Origin of the sequence: Vibrio sinensis (assembly GCF_003605645.1) — a bacterium.
In the GTDB taxonomy this organism is placed as follows: domain Bacteria; phylum Pseudomonadota; class Gammaproteobacteria; order Enterobacterales; family Vibrionaceae; genus Vibrio; species Vibrio sinensis.
This window is the reverse complement of the sequence record NZ_QVMU01000028.1, coordinates 46,320-64,240: the sequence shown is the minus strand read 5'-3', so window position 1 is coordinate 64,240 and position 17,921 is coordinate 46,320. Positions and strand designations below refer to the sequence as shown.

At 42.0% G+C, this 17,921-nt stretch carries 12 protein-coding genes and 3 tRNA genes; 1 reads left to right on the top strand and 14 read right to left on the bottom strand.

Going from position 1 to position 17,921, the window contains the following annotated elements:
* The coding region (locus DZ860_RS24815) for a calcium-binding protein (RefSeq protein WP_279386840.1) at positions 1–4,027 on the top strand (4,027 nt) is incomplete at its 5' end.
* A 121-nt stretch (positions 4,028–4,148) separates the two neighbouring features.
* Here DZ860_RS24815 and DZ860_RS20370 read toward each other — a convergent pair.
* The 14 genes from DZ860_RS20370 to DZ860_RS20305 all read right to left on the bottom strand — a co-directional run bounded on the left by DZ860_RS20370 (position 4,149) and on the right by DZ860_RS20305 (position 17,863).
* A complete protein-coding gene (locus tag DZ860_RS20370; protein ID WP_120034800.1) occupies positions 4,149–5,468 on the bottom strand; it encodes a GGDEF domain-containing protein in 1,320 nt (439 codons plus the stop codon).
* 188 nt (positions 5,469–5,656) lie between these two features.
* Positions 5,657–5,733, bottom strand: a tRNA-Val gene (locus DZ860_RS20365).
* Between the two features lie 25 nt (positions 5,734–5,758).
* Positions 5,759–5,835 (bottom strand) — tRNA-Val (locus tag DZ860_RS20360).
* A 36-nt stretch (positions 5,836–5,871) separates the two neighbouring features.
* A tRNA-Val gene (locus DZ860_RS20355) sits at positions 5,872–5,948 on the bottom strand.
* Positions 5,949–6,116: 168 nt separating this feature from the next.
* Complete coding sequence (locus DZ860_RS20350) at positions 6,117–6,755, bottom strand: sugar transferase (protein ID WP_120034798.1); 639 nt, start codon at positions 6,753–6,755, stop codon at positions 6,117–6,119.
* 10 nt (positions 6,756–6,765) lie between these two features.
* Entirely contained in the window at positions 6,766–7,953 is a 1,188-nt protein-coding gene (locus DZ860_RS20345) for a glycosyltransferase family 2 protein (RefSeq protein ID WP_120034796.1), read from the bottom strand.
* A 16-nt stretch (positions 7,954–7,969) separates the two neighbouring features.
* Complete coding sequence (locus DZ860_RS20340; protein ID WP_120034795.1) at positions 7,970–9,094, bottom strand: glycosyltransferase; 1,125 nt, start codon at positions 9,092–9,094, stop codon at positions 7,970–7,972.
* Positions 9,095–9,256: 162 nt separating this feature from the next.
* A complete protein-coding gene (locus DZ860_RS20335) occupies positions 9,257–10,696 on the bottom strand; it encodes a GumC family protein (protein WP_120034793.1) in 1,440 nt (479 codons plus the stop codon).
* Positions 10,693–11,805: a glycosyltransferase gene (locus DZ860_RS20330; protein ID WP_120034791.1), complete on the bottom strand. Its 1,113-nt coding sequence runs from the start codon at positions 11,803–11,805 to the stop codon at positions 10,693–10,695. Before DZ860_RS20330 ends, DZ860_RS20335 begins: the two co-directional genes overlap by 4 nt.
* On the bottom strand, positions 11,798–12,559 hold the full coding sequence (locus tag DZ860_RS20325) for an acyltransferase (protein WP_120034789.1): 762 nt from the start codon (positions 12,557–12,559) through the stop codon (positions 11,798–11,800). Before DZ860_RS20325 ends, DZ860_RS20330 begins: the two co-directional genes overlap by 8 nt.
* Before the next feature lie 87 nt (positions 12,560–12,646).
* Positions 12,647–14,035 carry an O-antigen ligase family protein gene (locus DZ860_RS20320; RefSeq protein WP_120034787.1) on the bottom strand — a complete coding sequence of 463 codons (1,389 nt, stop codon included), beginning with the start codon at positions 14,033–14,035 and terminating at the stop codon, positions 12,647–12,649.
* Entirely contained in the window at positions 14,032–15,456 is a 1,425-nt protein-coding gene (locus DZ860_RS20315; RefSeq protein ID WP_120034785.1) for a lipopolysaccharide biosynthesis protein, read from the bottom strand. The genes DZ860_RS20320 and DZ860_RS20315 overlap by 4 nt, the downstream gene beginning before the upstream one ends.
* On the bottom strand, positions 15,453–16,658 hold the full coding sequence (locus DZ860_RS20310; protein ID WP_120034783.1) for a glycosyltransferase family 4 protein: 1,206 nt from the start codon (positions 16,656–16,658) through the stop codon (positions 15,453–15,455). The genes DZ860_RS20315 and DZ860_RS20310 overlap by 4 nt, the downstream gene beginning before the upstream one ends.
* The gene (locus DZ860_RS20305) at positions 16,658–17,863 is read right to left on the bottom strand and encodes a glycosyltransferase (RefSeq protein WP_120034781.1); all 1,206 of its coding nucleotides are present in this window, start codon (positions 17,861–17,863) and stop codon (positions 16,658–16,660) included. Before DZ860_RS20305 ends, DZ860_RS20310 begins: the two co-directional genes overlap by 1 nt.
* Between the last annotated feature and the right edge of the window lie 58 nt (positions 17,864–17,921).

Below are 17,921 nucleotides of genomic sequence, written 5' to 3'. Positions count from 1 at the left end.
CGATGAAGCGACCGTATCGATTATCGTCAATCCACTTCCACCAGAAGTTGGTGTTAACGCGATAGAAATGCTCGATACCACCGTGCTTGAGGGTGAAAATCTCGTTTACAAAGTGGAATTGGAGCAGGGCGTTTTAAAAGAAACCCGCTATGACATCACGTTTGGTCAAGCCGGTGATTCGGCGACAGAGCAAGATGTCGATTTAAATCAGGTGCAATTTACCCATGGCGTTACCTACGATGCTGACAACAATCAAATCGTAGTACCCGTGGGTGTTGGTGCATTCTCGGTGTTGATCCCAACGGTTATTGATGGCGTTTATGAAGTCGATGAGTCGTTTACTTTAACGCTCGATGGTAAAAACGGTACTGGAATAATTGAGAATATTGATGAACCGACATTACTAGTTACTAAGCAATTAGAGGGTGATGAAGACAGTCAAATTGAATTAAATATTTCATTAGCAGATGACCATGGTATTGAGTACGTGGTCATCACTAATATCCCCGAGAACGCGACTCTAAAATCTGATGGAAATGATATTCCCGTTGTAGATGGAGAAGCTAAGTTAACGCTTGAACAGCTTTACTTGTTATCGGTGACACCTCCTAACAATAGTGATGAAGATTTCGAACTTAGTGTTGCTGGCTATTCACAGCAGGATATTCTTCTTGAACAACATGAGGTTGATATCACGGTTATCGCAGTGACGGATAAGCCATTACTAACGATAGCTGATCCTGAAATTATTTCGTATCACAACTTTGATACGATCGATCTCGACGGTCGATCTTGGAGAGGTGATGTTGACTCTAATGAGTTAACAAGTGCAGATACTGAATCGGGAATTGAAGATGGTGCGGAGGGTGTATGGGGCACCGACAATAATAAGAATGGGAAAGACTACAACGAAGTCGGCAAAGAAACCGTTTATCGCGGGAAAGATGGTGAAGTAGGGAATAACATTTACGAGCTGGAAGGTCGACATGGCGATGATCAGCTTTACACCCAATTCAGTGGTGAAGCTGGGCAATTCTATAACCTATCTTTTGATATTGTGGCTCGTCGTGTTGGAGATTCACCAGCGACTGTTTTCTTAGAAGATAGTCAAGGCAATCGCACCGTGCTTTATGAGTACACCAATGAGCAAAGCAATACTTGGAATACGGAAAGTATTAATTTTGCCACCTCGGAAGATGGCCAATATAAAATTGTTTTTGAATCAGAAACCTCAGCTAATAGTGTTGGTGCGCTGCTTGATAACATCAAGTTAGAAACGCGAGATAACTTAGGCTACGAAGATAGTGATATCCCACTGAGTGATATTGAAGTTAACTTACAGGATCGTGATGGTTCAGAAACCTTAACCGTGCAATTAGATACCAGTGACTTCCCTGATGGAACAACGATCAAGGCTCCTAATGGAAGTGTGTTGGTACCAGATCAAGACGGTATTGTTGATATAACAGCGTGGAAAGATGATTTATCAGAGTTATTTATTCATGTTCCCGAGGATGGCAACTACACATTAGATATTGTGGTCTCTGCGCAAGATAATGCACCTGGCGTGATTGAAACCGTGACTCAAACGCTGAATGTCACGGTGTTACCTGTCGCACAGAGCAATCAGATTACACTACTTGAAGATCAAGAAACCCACCACATACTCACAATTGAAGAGTTTGGTGTTACCGATCTAAATGCGACTTTGTTTATTACAGCCATATCGGAAACGGGTGTGTATGAGATACAAACATCGGATGATGTTTGGGAAACCTTGTCAGCGCGAGATCGAGTCGAGGTTAGCGATATCGTGGCTGGAAATGTGAGATTCAAAGCGATTGAAAATGAATCAGGTTTTGATGGATATACCGACTCTGGTGAGGGCAACCTAAAACAAGATTACTCAACCATTAGCTTTGTTGTCGAGCAAGGGGATACCCGTAGTGATGAAATTACATTAACAATTGATATCGAGCCTGTTGCTGATCAGCCTCAGTTATCAGTAGAAACCCCGACAATCGATCTACCAACGCAGTTCTTTAATGTCTTTAAATGGGCTGACGTTGAAGTAAATGATAAAGACGATGGTGACGATAAGGGTAAGGATAAAGACGACAAAGACAAAGATGACGACAAGGGTAAGGATAAAGACGACAAAGACGAAGATGACGACAAGGACAAGGATAAAGACGACAAAGACGAAGATGACGACAAGGGTAAGGATAAAGACGACAAAGACAAAGATGACGACAAGGGTAAGGATAAAGACGACAAAGACGAAGATGACGATAAGGATAAGGATGAAGACGACAAAGATGATGATAAGGACAAGGATAAAGAATCTAGTATAGGTGATGGAGTTTCGGGATCCGTTCTAATTGAAGCGTTATCAAAACTAGACCCAGACTCAGCTGAAAAAAGCACTACAGATAACGTGCAAGAAACATCAAAAAATGCGACGCCCGTGAATACAGCTGTCATGATTACAGGCCTTATCTATCTTGAAGCTGGTAAAGGATATGACTTTACAGGTAAAGCAGATGATAGCTTAGCTATTAAAGTAGGCGGTCAACTGGTTGACGAAGCTCGCTGGGGTGAAGATAGCGGCCAAATTAAAGGTGATGCATTTACACCAACAGTCAGTGGGTACTATCCAATTGAAATTTATCACCATAACCAAAGTGGACCAGGAAATTTTGATGTTAATGTCTCTATAGATGGCGCTGAAGCGATAGATCTTAGCAATAGCGCACTCTCTGTGATGCCTGATCTTGATAGTCTATACGATGCTGAATTAAGAACCTCAGATCTTAAGTTATCTGATGGTAAAGAAATGTACGAAGTTTATAGCTACAACGAAGGGCTACAAGATACTGAGATTCCGTTATCCCGGATCTCAGCGGCTCTTACTGACACCGATGGTTCAGAATCATTAACAGTCAAGCTGACAGGCTTACCACGTGGTGCTGAACTCAGTGATGGTGATGGAAAAAGTGTTACCGTTAATGATAGTGGAACTGTGGATGTGACAGATTGGAACCTAGATGAGTTGTTCGTGTTACCTCCGGAAGGTTCTCATCAAGATTTCGTTATTACAGTGATCGCAACATCCAAAGAAGCGCATTCAGATAGCATGGCTAATATCAGTATGTCGATCAACGTTAAAGTTGATGCGTTATCCGAGTTAGTGGAACTTGAACCCGCACCAGCTTCTATTATTTCACAAGGTGATGTAACCGATACGATTACTTTGCATGGTGATGATGATCTGAAATGGCAGGAACATAAAGGGAATACGGGTAAAACGGAAAATACCGTCTTTGATGGCACGGCTCACATTGATAATTATATTGATGTTGGTAACGGTGGAGACTATGTCGAAACCGGTAGCGGAAATGATGAGATTTATCTGGGAGATAGCGAAGCCGTCAACATATCTGGAAAGGGACTTGATACTGAGGCTCTAGCACTAGAAACGTTCGAGAAATTTATCGATGGCGAAGATGTTCCAATGAGAAAAACGGATGACATCGATATTGCTTATGCGGGCGCTGGCGATGATAAAGTTTATGGTCAGGGCGGTATGGATGCGATTGATGGTGAATCCGGTAATGATCAATTGTACGGTGGGGCTGGTGTTGATGCCTTAAGAGGGGGGTTAGGCAATGATATCCTTGTCGGCGGTGATGATGAAGATATCTTTATCTGGGGTGACGAAGGTGAAGAGAGAATAGGGGAACATGATACGATCAAAGACTTTGAAGTTGGTATTGATAAAATTGTGCTCGAAGAGTTGTTCGATGATAGTTCGTCGATGTCGGATCTGTTAGAACATATCTCAATCGATAAGCCATCGGGTCCTAATGGAGACGTCATTTTGCATCTAACCGATGATGATGACGATGAAGCAATTGATGTAACGATTACCCTAGAAAATAACGATGGGCAGTTTGATGGCTATTCAACACCAAATGAAATGAATAACTTACTCAATGTTTTACTAGACCCAACTAAAATTGATTAAAGTACGTTAACGGTATAGTTATTATATCGTGTAATAAAAATGCCACTCGTGCTCAATGAGTGGCATTTTTGTTGGTGTCAATTAATCGAGAAAGTCACACGCATTTGTCATGTGGAAAACCCTATGAAGTTGTAGCCTCATAGATTGTGACTCGGTTTCTTCCGTCGCGTTTCGACTGATAGAGTGCATGATCGGCGCGCTTATACGCTTCATTAAATTCTTGATCTCGTAAAATGACACCTCCGACTGAAATGGTAACCTCTATGTCGGAAATTGGCTTATGCGCGACATATTGTCGAATTAGCTCCGCTTTATCGTAGAGCATCTCATCTGTCATATCTTTAAACAGTACAAGAAACTCTTCACCACCCCAACGAACAGCAACATCGTTGCTTCTTATCTGACTCGATATTCGACGTGTAACCTCTGTAATGACTTCATCACCAACTTTATGACCATGAGTATCATTAATGACTTTAAAGAAATCGATATCAATAATGAGCATTGAAAAATCGTATGCTTTTTTCAATTTTGGTTCGTAAAAATCTCGGCGATAGAAGCCAGTCATCTTGTCTCGTTTTATACGCAACTGGCGACTTTTAATAAATACAACAATGGCATGAATCAAAAAGGCAATAAAAATCGCAGGAAGCAAGATGGGCTTCAAAATATCCCAAAGACTAAACCCAATGATGATTGGCTGAGCATCTGTACACGGTATTTCAACGGGTTGTTGATATGAATATATACCGAATTGTGTATTGGCAGCAGTAAAGTTGGCGTGATTGAACGTATCAATGACAAGATCGACAAAACTGGCTTTAACGTCGATAGCGAGCAGTGCATCGAGCTTTCTTTCATTGTAAACAGGGTAATAAATAGTTCTGACAAGTTGACCTGAACCATCTTCCCGATAGGTTTCGGAGAGTTTTATGTTGCAACCATAGAATTGATCAAAGGTATTTTCTAATCGCTCTAATTTTACAATGCGTTTAACTACATCATCAGATTGATAGGAACTATATCGTTCTTGGTATTCTTTACGAAGAGGTGAGAAATGACTGTAATCCGCAGGGTTTTCAAAAATGGCGATAGTCCAAATATTATCTTGCGCTATAAGCTCTAGCTCAGATCGAAGCTTATTAATCCCAACTGAGAGCACTTTAGCATCAGTATCTTTGTTAACCATGATACTAACGCCATTACGTACATAGAGGCCTTTTTCTAGTTCGACGGTATTTGTGTTGTTGTAGTATTGTGCAAAGCGACGGCTAATCGAATAAATTTGTTTGAAATCATTCACGATAGACTTTGAAAGATTATCGAGCTTTACAGCATTAAAAATTGCGTATGAAGAGCCGACGATAACGATCATTAATAGAGAAAGTTTAGTTATCGAAAGGATATGGCTTCGATAGGTTCGAGAAAGGCTCTTATACATTAGTAATCACAATAAATAATTGAGGCGGCATTTTATTACTTAAAGACCATTTCGCAAGTTAATAAAATAATTGTTTTAGTGTTGAAGCATTGACTTATAGAGAATGAATTAGAGTAGAGGAGATAGCAAGAAATGAAACCGGTAAAAACAACAAAGCCCGCTAAAAGCGGGCTTTGTTGTTGAATATTTGGTGCGTCCGAGTGGATTCGAACCACCGACCCCCGCCATGTCAAGGCGATACTCTAACCAACTGAGCTACGGACGCATAATGAATAAATATTCATAGAAAATGGTGGGTCTAGGCGAACTCGAATCGCCGACCCCTACCATGTCAAGGTAGTACTCTAACCAACTGAGCTATAGACCCAAATTCTGTGTTCACTTACATTTCTGCAAGAAGGAATGGTGCGTCCGAGTGGATTCGAACCACCGACCCCCGCCATGTCAAGGCGATACTCTAACCAACTGAGCTACGGACGCATTCCTTGGGAACGAGAGGGATATTACCCAGAGTTGTTATTGGGTGCAAGCGTAAATTATTGGATTTTTTACTGTTTGCTGAACATCTGTTCGGTTTGGACGGATTTTATCCGTAGCGATAGTAAAAACGTGCACTACATCACTACGGATAGGATTTTATCTTGGGCTTTAGCGCCCCCTGCCATCAAACATAACGATGATGGTACGGGTGATAATTGAACAATCCATCATAAGCCAAGTTTTAAAAGAGCGTAGCGATAGGGCATAACTGTGATCAAAGCCTACTTTGCGACGGACATCATCAATGCAGGTGTCATAACCTTGGTTTACTTGCGCAAGTCCGGTGATGCCCGGCATAACACCATAAGTCCTATCAGCAAAATAAGGGATTTCATTTTCGAGTTTGTTGTAAAAACTTGGACGTTCTGGTCGTGGGCCGATTAACGACATATCGCCTTTTACCACATTAAAGAGCTGAGGAATTTCATCCAATCGGGTTTTTCTCAGAAAGCGACCGACGGGGGTAATTCTTGGGTCATTTTGAGTCGCCCATACTGCACCGGATAAGGTTTCGGCATCTTGATACATGGTGCGAAATTTAATAATGTCGAAAAACTCCATGCGATCAGGGGTCGATTTTCCTACTCGCTGCTGTTTATAAAAAATTGGCCCCGTAGAGCTTATTTTTATTGCAGCAGCAATCAGAGGAAAGAAAGGTAAAAACGCGACCAAGGCGATGAGTGAAATGATGATGTCAAACGTGCGCTTGGCCAGCCATGGATAAGTAAAAGTCGAAGTAAAATTCATATCAATATCCTTAACGTTGAATACGCTGCCATTTGCCGTTTTCCAGCCCCAATAGGTAGCGTAGGCCGCCGACCAGATTGGCATAGTGACCAGTGATGAGATACATCATCATTTGACAAAGTTTGTGATGAAAAATAGACGGAAATAGATAGCTGAATATACCGATAGCATAGACCGCTAATTGAAGTAATAACGTCGCAGTAAAAAACCAATAATGAGAAAGTAATATGTTGGTGATTAAACATAGGATCATCAGGTATGGCGTTGCTAAGCGCAGGCCTTTCCCTGATAAAAATGCAAACGCGACTTGTTTGTAACGAGGTAAAAAGAGATCCGATAATTGAATCGCTTGTTGCATGTTACCCGCTGAGATACGGAGCCGACGTTTAAAATCGTTTGATGAGTTGGTCGGTTCAAGTTCTATCGCCACCAAGTTTTTATCGTATTCAGCGATATAGCCTTGCCTTACAATGTCCATAGGAATAACAAAATCATCGTTTATGGTGTTGTCGCTCAATGGAGTAAAAAGGTGTGTTCTGAAAAAATAGAGTGCGCCGTGGGCTCCAATTGAAGCGCCAAAGCAGGCCTCGTCAGCTTGTAAAGCATTTTGAAATTGCCAATATTGGGCTTCACCAATATTTTGTTGGTTGAGTAATTGGTAACGACTGTTTAGTACCCCAGTACGAGGGTTCTGAAAATGTTTAGCAGCAATAAGCAGAGCATCAATAGCCAGCAACGCCGAGACATCCGTCATAGCGGTAATATCTGATTTAATCGTTAGCATCTGTTCATTAATAACGGCGACTTTTCCTCGGTTTGTGGAATAATCCCGAATTTCAAAGTGTCTGTCCGCGCAAATCGCCTCTTGTATGGTTTGTTGTGCGATGGCTACAGTATCGTCGGTACAGCCATCACATATGACCAATACCTTGAGACGCTTTCTTGGGTAGTCTAATGCCGCTAAGTTGCGAAGCTTTTCTGCGATCCATTGCTGTTCATTGTAAGCAGGAACCAGAATCGTGATTGACGGATAAGCTCTATCGGCTCGAGATTTTTTGTAGCACCTTGGCTGATGTTCCTTAGCTTGTATTGGATGTTGCCGAGCATACCATTTCAGTAACAGCGGATAACCCACATGATGATAGACAATCAGTGAGCCGCAAATACACAAGATGGCGACTAAGACGATATCATTCAAAATATGCTCCTTTTGCTCAGTCGTTATAAGCTAGGTCGTTACAAGCTAAGCTGTCACAAACTAAATCGTTATAAGCCGAAACCATTTGCTGAATGCTGTTATTTTCTAAGACAAATTGACGGGGTGATGTCATTTTTTTTTGCTCAGTTAAGCGAACGATGTGTTCGGCAAGAGAGTCAGGATCATCCGCTTTCGCACATCCACCAGTGATAGGGCACAAGGTTTCTTTGCTGGCACCCACATTGGTGACAAGTGTTATGACGTCGCAGGATTGAGCTTCCAGCGGGGAAAGTGGGAACCCTTCGTAACGAGATGGTAGGCAAAATAAGTCTAGTGACTGATAAAAGCTGGGCATATCTTCGACTAAGCCGAGGAAAAAGACTCTATCGCTAATATTTAGTTGTTCTGCTTGTTGACGTAGTTTGTCTGCTTGTGAGCCGATACCGGCAATTGCAAGGCAATACGATTTGGGTAGTTTGGCGACGCTTTGTAAAAGTATGTCATGGCCTTTGACGGTTTCTAATCGACCAGCGGCACCAATTAGTATTTTATTGATTGGTAAGTTAAAGCGTGTGCGTGCTGGTTGCGGTTGTTTTGGCGTAAACTTTTGGCAATCAATCCCATTTTTAATCACAATAATGTCAGAATATTGAGTGTGTCGAGAAAGCTGTTCACGAACTAGGTCAGCATCGGCGACGACTTTCGGGCGGATAAAACGAAGCAGATTGGATTGTAGCCATGCATTTTTTCGGTTTTCAAGATGCCACGCATCGTGCTCGGTGTGAATATGAACTGGGACGTGCGAACGTTTAGCCGCGAGTCCACCGTAAAGAAGGGGGCCGATGTGATGGGTATGAACGACATCGGGTTTTAGTTGTGTGAACAGTCTCTGCAATTGAAATAAGGTTCTCGTTGAGATTGAAGCGGGCTTGTTGAGAAAGATGATCTGATTTTTGTTGTTGTTAAGGGTTGGCCATTGCTCTAGAGCATGCTGTTTTTCACCTTCTAAACTTACGATGATGATCTTCTGTTCAGTCAACGCATGGTTAAGCATATTGAGAGCAAGTGTCTCGATGCCGCCAGGACATAGGTGCTGAACAATGTGGATAATCAGTGTTGTTTCTCGTTCTCGTTTCACCATCGTAGAAACCTCAAAATCTTTGGGAATATCACTATTACTTGTGTTTCAGAGAGCATGTTTCATAGGTCGTACTGCATAGCTTGTGCCAATGATAATTGCTCATAATTACAATCGCTTAAATGATTGGTTGGTGCGTGATAAAACAAATTCTTATTTTGAATCTTATTCTGCATTGGACGAATCAAGTTTTGGAATAGTACAAATGATGGGAGCATTAACGAGATCTTCAATTTCTGCTTTGGTGCGCACTCTAGAGTCAAATAACTCAATTAATGTAGCAATACCAATACCTAACGCCGTACCCGCAATAAATCCAGCTACAACAAATAAGATAATAGGGAAGTTAGATGGAATACTCGGCGTAAAAGGAAGATCGATAATCTTCACCCGTTTATTTTGTTCAAATAAACCAAGTGAGCCTGTCAATTGTGCCATTTCATAACGTTCGGTTAATTCATCGTAGAGTTGGCGTTTTATGGTTACATCTCGCACTAACTGCGCCAGTTCTTTACTGTTATCACCAAAGGTTTGGGCCTGAACCTCTAAGTTTTTGATCATGCGGCGTAGACTTTTGGTCTCTTCATTAAGTGATTCATAGCGCCCTCTGACCATTTGTAAACTATGCAACTGCGTGACAAGTAATGGCTGAACTTCGGTGATATCAGAAAGCGTGTTGCTACTTGCAATATCCCATAACTGGTCACTGGTAATTTCTGGTTGCTCATTATTGAGCAATAACGTTCGTTCACTTTCCAATCGACGAAGCTCGCGTTTTTTTGCTTGGACAGAGCTGTGATTATCGGTGTATTTGGCTTGTAACAGTGTTAGTTCACTGCGTATTTCAATGATTTGATCTTCTATTTTACCAATCACGGGGTTAGTTTTTGATAATTGCTCATCTAGGCTACCAAGGCTTTTTTTAACCCCAGATAGTTCGGCTTCTTTTTCTGCAAGTGACTGCTTCAGCGCGGCAAGCCGCGTTAAGCTTTGGCTCTGCATTTCAGGTGTTACTGATGAGTGTTTATTATTGTATTGAGCAAGTGCGATTTCGGAAACTTCCAGCTCTGCTTGTCGTTTTGCAATATGAATGTTGAGAAACTCACTAGAGTCTTTTATTGAAGAACGCTCCGGAGCAAGTACCTGTTCAATAAAATGCTCACTGATCGATTCAAGTAACTCTTTCATACCATCGGGACGGTATGATTTAAGCTCTATTTTTAAGAAATCTTTGCCAGGTTGGGTCACGGTTAGATTGGAAGAAAGTTCTCTGATGATTGCTTCCATTGCTTCTGGATCCATCTCTTTGCTTAAAAGTCCTTGCTCAAAAGCCACTGACTTCAATACATGACGACTTTTGAGCAAGGTGCTTAATGCGTTCAAACGTTCTTTTAACATGGTCGAGACAGCGATATCTTCCAGAAATGGATTCATTTTTGCGGTTTCTTGAATCAGCATACTGGTATGAGCAACGTAAGTGGGAGGAGAGATTTTCCCCACAATATATCCACCTAAAGAGAGCGTCAGCATAGGCAATACAATAATGTATCGCTGACGCCAAGCTGCATTAAGTAGAGCTATGATCCTAACTTTTAAGTTGTTCATAGTGAGTCCAACATCCAACTGACTAATTGACTTCGAGCATTCCAGCTATGTGATCGAACTAAGTCTTTAGGTAGACGAGGCTGGTATGTCGCTAAATTCAGTGCTTCGGCCATTTCTTGTGGTGTTTCGACGACATTGACATGTTTTTCAAATGGTTTTAGAGCGGGAAAGGGCGTTGCAATAATAGGCGTGCCCGAAGCGAGGTATTCCATTAACTTTAGGGGATTACATGCTTCAATTTGTTTATTTGCTTTGAACGGCAATAAGCTAGCGTGCCAGTGTTGGCTGTACTTAGGCAGCTCGTGATGAGGTTTTGGACCAATATAATGAATGTTATTAAGTAGCGGAAGCGGATAATAAGGTAGTTCGTTAGGGCCGATAAAAACAAACTCCCAGTGAGGCATGCGTAAACAAACATGATTGATCATTTGATAATCGATCCAGCTAGATAAACTACCGTAGAAACCAGCTATCGGTTTGCCTCCTTTAGGGAGATCATCGGCACGAGGCGCCGGTTCACTAAAGAGCTCAAAGTCGACACCGTGTGGAAGAAATTGAGTTTTGCTTTTTGGGAATTTGTGACACAAATTTTTGCTCGAACTAAAAATTAAGTTCGATTTTTTGACTAAGTCATTTTCATGTTGGGAAACAACATCATGATCGACCCCCTCAAGTGCAGAAAAGTCATCGCCACAATAGTAGACGACACCCGCTTCATCGAGGCTGCCACACAGGTCAGCGACCGTAGGCAAGGAAGCCCATAAAATAGGCTTTTCAATGTTGTGTTGTTTTAGGATCGGCAATAACTGATGTAACATCATTGATTTCGCGACTTCACGGGCAAAACGAGATTTTGGTGCAGGTATGGTCCGAATATTCACCACGGTGATATTTTCATACGCGGTAGGTTGATTGCTAAGACCTTGCTTGGACTGGCCGAACAATTTAGAAAATGCCCTTTGGATATCATGTTGATTAAGCCTAGGTTGACGCAACCCAATTGAGTTGACCCAAATAACTTTTCTATCTTTAGCTAGGTGCTTAACTAAATGTTGAGTACTCGATGGTAGCCCACCAAAATCTTCTCCAAAAACAATGAGATCACGCATAGTCGCCCCCCTTATTATTGGTTACGTCGTTATGGTTAGTGGATGGTTCAAGATGGCGAATGATTTTTGCTGGGTTTCCTGCGGCGATAACGAAAGGGGGGAGGCTTTTTGTTACAACGCTTGCTGCACCAATAATAGTACCCTCACCGACAGTGACATTGGGACAGATAGTGACATTTGTTCCAACCCACACATTGCGTTCTAGAATGATATCGCCCACGTCTTGCTCATCATCACCAGCACCAATAGCTCTTTGATTCGCATCGATAGAGTGACCGGAGTAGCCGAACATGAAGACAGACCCAGCTAAGCGAACATTATTGCCAATGACAATTTTTCGACCGACCGCTAATGTGTTTTGCCATCCGATATCGACATTATTACCAATAATTAGTTGGGGGTATTCACATTGAGCTCTGCCACTGAATGTGGTTTGTCCCGATATGCGGCAGTCATTGCCGACGGTAATAGATAGCGGGCCAGAAATGAAAGGTAGGCCACCGAATAGATAGAGACCTTTACCGTAATGATTGAGCCGACCTTTAAACGCGGGGGTGAAAATTAGCACGCGGAGTAGGTTGCTCCATAACTGAGTAGTGGCGCGCGTTAGTAGATAGAAAAAGCGATTGTACCAGTGAGGAGTTGGCAAATCACAAGCCCGAATGCGTTTCAAAATGCGAAATAGCTGTTGGGAGCGTGGATTTCGGCTGTTTTTGAGATGAATTTTAAGTTGATTAATGTAATTTTCTATCATCGTACAACCTCAACTGAATATAGTATTACTCATGATCAGTACAGGTTACGTGCCAAAGTATAAATTCTTAAAAATCAATGTGATAGATTATCCCGTGTTAGGTGGCGTATTTTGCTTCTCATTTTGAGAATAGATTTGAACGATACGGGATAACGCAATACATAGTGCAGCGAGGATATATATGGGCCATGTGAACCCTTGAGTCAGAAAAGTTCCAGACACGTTAGTTCCTATTAAGCCAGCAAAAACAGCATTTCCAGCGGCCATAAGATAGGGGGAATAAAATTGAGGATTTTTGTTGAGAGTACGTAGTGTTTTTAGACTAGTGATCAGCAGAGAAACAGTCGCAATGACGAAAATAACTAAGCCAAGGAAACCAGTTTCAGCAAGTACACCAAACCATGTACTGTGTACCGCATGATTGAGCCCATCCCAATGAGGGCTGAAAAAGAAATAGTTTGCAAAAAAGTTGTCTAACCCTACGCCAGTTAATGGATTTTCAACCGCCATATTGAATGCAGCTTCCCATGCATACAATCGTCCCATTGCTGAAGCACCAAGCCCCTCTTCATCGGCCCCCCCTGACTGTCTATCGGCGATACCAGCAGCGTAAAAGAGAACCAAGGAAGCGATAGTGCCGATAAGCAATAGCAAAAATTTGGAACGGATGTACTTTTGTCCAAAAACGGCAAAAATCGCTAATGAACCGAGCAGCCCACCGCGACTTTGTGTCGCGATAACGGCCATCATGGCACACACCAAGCATACTAAGCCGAGTAAACGGGCCATCCCTATATTCTTTGTTAAAAATAAGCTAATCGCAAAAGCCAAAGGAAACATTAGAACCAAAGAAAGGTCGTTGGGATCTCCCAACACCGACTCTAAGTTTCGTCCAATGGTGACACGAGTTCCCTCGACTAAACCGATCCCATTAGCGGAGTTATAAAGAGCTACTGTAGAAATAAGTATTCCGGCTATCACAATCATGAGTGATATGCGTTTAATCGTCAGCTCACTATCAACCAGCCAGGTAATGGCGAATGTCATGATAATGATTTTCCAATAAACAGAGCTGAACTTGGCAATTGCCAGTGACGGGTTAGACGCAAAGAAGATACCAATAAAAACCAAAAACCAGAATAGAGATAGCCAAGTCAAACTTGGGTGCCAAAAGGGTTTTAACTCCTGACTAATCAGCACATGCCAGCTTAGGGCACTTAGCGCCCCCAGAGATAATAAGAATGGAAGCTTGAATGAGTAGATCATCGGAAATGCTTCGTGAATCCGGAAAAATGAGAAAATAACAAACAGGCTGACGAGCCAAAATGTTTGGTTTAGAAGAAAGAGAATTGCTAAAGGGAGCAAGCAAGGTATGAGAATTAAATACGGCTCAGGGAAAATAGTCCAAACCGCAGTTAATATGCCCGATAGAGCAAATAATCCACAAATGGTGAGTGGTCTAGTGGTCAAACTCATCGTGCTTTAATCCGTTGAAGCAGCATTGAAACGGAAATTTTGGGCAATGACACTAGCTGAAGTCTAGTTGCGACGATTGTAAGAATAACCGGTTGAAGCAATAACATGACGAAAAGATGGACAGCAGAGGTGACATTAATACTTGAAAGGACCATTGCGCATGTTAGCAATAAAAATGGTGTAATTTTTGTGTATTGATAAGGCAGGGGTAATAAAGATTGACTTAATCGCAAAATGAAACAGAAACGGATAATTTGAGCGATAAGAAGAATGATAAGAATTGCCCAAATACCACTATCTAAATAGAACCAACAAGCGAGAAAAGTACAGCTGGTTATGAAAATATTAATATAGAAAAGCGATTGTGTTTGTTTCGCATATAAAATCCCAATGTTAGCGAGTTCAACCATCTCTTTAAACAGCATAATTAGGCTTGTTATGATGACTAATTGAGTTGAAAGAAGATAGACAGTGGGGAGGCCTAGGACGATAAATAATTTTGATGCCCACACAATAGTGACCACCAAAACACATAAATAGGCAAACCCATTAATAGTGATTTCTGCGGTCTTAGAATGACCAAGTGATTTAAGCGCTTCAAACCGTTTGGGCATCCACCACATATGAAAAGGTTGGAGTAGCAGCCCGATTGCTAAAGCAAATTTTGCTGCAATGGCGTATTGTCCGAGCGTGGCTAAATCATTACCACTGGCGATAATCCATCGTTCTGCGCCACTGAGGCCAAATGCAACCAACGTAGAAAGCATTAGCGGGCATGAATAACGAACATAGCGGCTAAGCTGTTCTTGAGTACAAAATTGTATGCGAAATCCGTTATAGATATGTAACACTATAAATTGAAACAGTGTTACTGATGCGCCAATGGCAAAGACGATGGTGACATTAGGCGTATAAATGAGAGCAGGTACGATTAAGCCAAGCTGTATTAGCACCGAAACAACACTGATTTTCAAAAAAACCATCGCGTTATCCTGTAATCGTAGCCAAGCTAAGTTTATAGCCAGTGCGCTTTCATAACTAATAATCAGCGCAATGATTAAGAGTTGTTCAACAGAGAGTAACCACGAGTCTTGATGCAGCAGTAAGACGATAACACTAAAAAGAATCGCTAATCCAACAGAGATAAAAAGGGCCGAGCTATAGAGTTGTCCAGTTCGCTGATGTCTTATATTGAGGTCAGTTTCTGTGCCAATGAAACGATATAAGTTTTCGTGCATTGCAAGTCCAACTAACAAGCTGAAAAAGATGGTGGCTGTTGCGAGTAACTCTAATGTGCCCACTTGTTGCGGAGATAAAAAGTGCGCAATTAAAGGTAAAACAAGCAATGCTCCACCTTTCATCAAGAACAGGCTAATCGCATAAATAAACATGTTATTTAATGGTTTTGATCGGCATTTCATTGCGGATCTCTCACCGTCTGTTTTACATCCGTTTTATTCACATCAGCTAAAGTAACTAACAATTGGTTGAACTCCTGATACGTGACGTCGGCGCGATATGTATCAGCTAACTTAATTGCTGCCAACCCGAGTTCCTCAATAACATGAGAATTGGCAAAGACATAAAGAATGGCAGAAGCGAGTGATTGCGGGTCATTTGGCGCGTATTTAATACAATTGACTCCATGTTGAAGCTCACCATCCCAATAGGCACCATCGTTTGGAATGATGACACACATACCAGCGGCTAGTGCTTCTAAAATAGATAAACCAAAAGGTTCATGATGACTAGTGGATACATAAATATTGCTGCGTTGTCTAATTGAGTCCAATTCGGGCGGATCTTGGAACCAAAGTACATTCGCAATATTGATGGGGGCTTGGGACACGGGTAGAGCGGTGTCATCGGGTTGAATATAACAAATATTGGTTACAACCGGCATGAGTTGATTGGCGATACGCAGCGAATCTAGAAACAGGTCGAGCCCTTTCCACTTAAGTAGTGAGGCAGCCCAAAAACAGACTGGAGTTTTGGTTTGTGATCGAGAGGGCCAGGCACTTTGAGGTAGACCATTGACAAAAGAGTGATAGTGGGGGGCTTGTAGGTAGTATTCGCACATCGCTAGACAATCCTCAATACCAACCTTTCTAGTCAGATATCGTTCAAGGGAATATTGAAGACTGGCACGAGTTGATGGAAGATAAAAAACATGATCAGCTCGTGTTAGACACCATCCGATTGATCGCGAAATGGCGACATTTCCATGTATAAATTGGATAATTTTGTAGCCAAACGCTCTTTGGACTAAATATAGTGGCATATCAACACCGGGGCCTGAAGCGCCAATAGCTACTTGAATGGGATATGTTCGTAAGCAAGTTATCATCACCAACAGCGCGAAGTAGCATTGACTAAACCAGTAGTTTAATCCGTATTGTTGCTTGGAGAACCATGCAAAATCTGGAATAACTTTAATGGTGGCATTTTGCTGTTGTACTAAACGACTGGTTTTCCAGTATTCAGGGTTAACTGTCAATATGGTAAATGTGATGTTGTGATGATGACATAAAGAGAGCGCTTCACTTGTGGCGATTTTTGATCCCCCTTTAAATGAGATAGGATCAAATAATAAACCTTGTATTGAGTTCGTAGTGTTGTTCATTATTTTACTCCTAGAGTCCATTTTCGATTAACGAATCCTTTTGCGAGACCAATAAGGCAAGTCATCGAAAAGCGCACACTGGGTTTTCGAGTTAACATCTGTTTATAAATGGATTGGATTTGATCAGCATAGCGTTGAACCGTGAAATGAGATTCAATGTGGTTCCTCGCATTTATTGCTAACCTATGTCCTAGTTCGGGTCGGTCGGCGAGCGCGCGCATCATTTTGAGCATTGGTGCGTAGCCTTGATTTGGATAAAGCAGAGCGTGTTCGCCATGATTGACGATCTCAGGAATACCTCCCTCATAAGGGGCCACTATAGGAATGCTAGCTACGCTTGCTTCTGCAATAACAAGGCCGAATGCTTCTTCTCGGGCTCCACTGACAAAAACGTCACACCCTTTGAGCCAACCAATAACATTGTCTTGTTCTCCGATGAAGTGAACTCGGCTTTGTAAATGGAGGGTTTTGCAGTATTTATTCAGATTGTCTTTTTCCTCCCCGTCGCCAATCACCAATAGATGGCAATCTGGATATTCAAAGGCTAGGTGGCGTAATGCTAGCATGATTCTATCGATACCTTTTCGTGTGATCAGAGACCCTACCGTTGCAAATAGGAAAGAGTCAGGCTTTATGCCGAGTCTGCTTTTTGTATCGATAGCGGGTTGGGACTGCAATCGTTGGGTATCAATACCATTGTGGACAACGGAAAGTTTGTTTTTTTTGTAGCCGTCTTGAAGCAAAGAGCGAGATATGGCTTCACTAGCGGTAATGATATGCGGTGAAAAGTGGAGACCAAGCGTTAATCGATCACGAGCCAGATAGTCGCAATGCAAATGCGTGACGAGTGGAATGCCCGAGATTTTTGCTACCATTGTCATCCACTGATTGGGCGCACCGCTATTAACATGGATAAGGTCAATATTTAGCGTATTAACCAATTTTCTTCCGCGCAGCACTTGTTTAAACCAGTTGAGAATATTGAACCTTGGCTTTTGCCAGCCAAATAAGATGGTGAAAGGACTCAAAATAGATGGTATTTGTTGCAACGATAGTTGGGAATGTAGAGCGGGAGAATTAGTCCATACGTGAGGACGGTACTTTGAGCGATCAAGCTGGTCGATTAAATCCAATAAGCAGCGTTCACTGCCACGAACCCAATCTTTGCCAAAGTGCACAAAAAGAATATTTTGAATATTTTGCATAACTAGCCCCTGATATTTTTGTACTTACAGGGAGTAACGCAAAGTCGATGCCAGAATG

What these genes read in the sequence shown, in the direction of transcription:
- DZ860_RS20315 (WP_120034785.1), bottom strand. Translation starts at nt 15,456, where the DNA reads ATGAAATGCCGATCAAAACCATTAAATAACATGTTTATTTATGCGATT.
- DZ860_RS20310 (WP_120034783.1), bottom strand. Translation starts at nt 16,658, where the DNA reads ATGAACAACACTACGAACTCAATACAAGGTTTATTATTTGATCCTATC.
- DZ860_RS20350 (WP_120034798.1), bottom strand. Translation starts at nt 6,755, where the DNA reads ATGAATTTTACTTCGACTTTTACTTATCCATGGCTGGCCAAGCGCACG.
- DZ860_RS20370 (WP_120034800.1), bottom strand. Translation starts at nt 5,468, where the DNA reads ATGTATAAGAGCCTTTCTCGAACCTATCGAAGCCATATCCTTTCGATA.
- DZ860_RS20335 (WP_120034793.1), bottom strand. Translation starts at nt 10,696, where the DNA reads ATGAACAACTTAAAAGTTAGGATCATAGCTCTACTTAATGCAGCTTGG.
- DZ860_RS20305 (WP_120034781.1), bottom strand. Translation starts at nt 17,863, where the DNA reads ATGCAAAATATTCAAAATATTCTTTTTGTGCACTTTGGCAAAGATTGG.
- DZ860_RS20330 (WP_120034791.1), bottom strand. Translation starts at nt 11,805, where the DNA reads ATGCGTGATCTCATTGTTTTTGGAGAAGATTTTGGTGGGCTACCATCG.
- DZ860_RS20320 (WP_120034787.1), bottom strand. Translation starts at nt 14,035, where the DNA reads ATGAGTTTGACCACTAGACCACTCACCATTTGTGGATTATTTGCTCTA.
- DZ860_RS20325 (WP_120034789.1), bottom strand. Translation starts at nt 12,559, where the DNA reads ATGATAGAAAATTACATTAATCAACTTAAAATTCATCTCAAAAACAGC.
- DZ860_RS20340 (WP_120034795.1), bottom strand. Translation starts at nt 9,094, where the DNA reads ATGGTGAAACGAGAACGAGAAACAACACTGATTATCCACATTGTTCAG.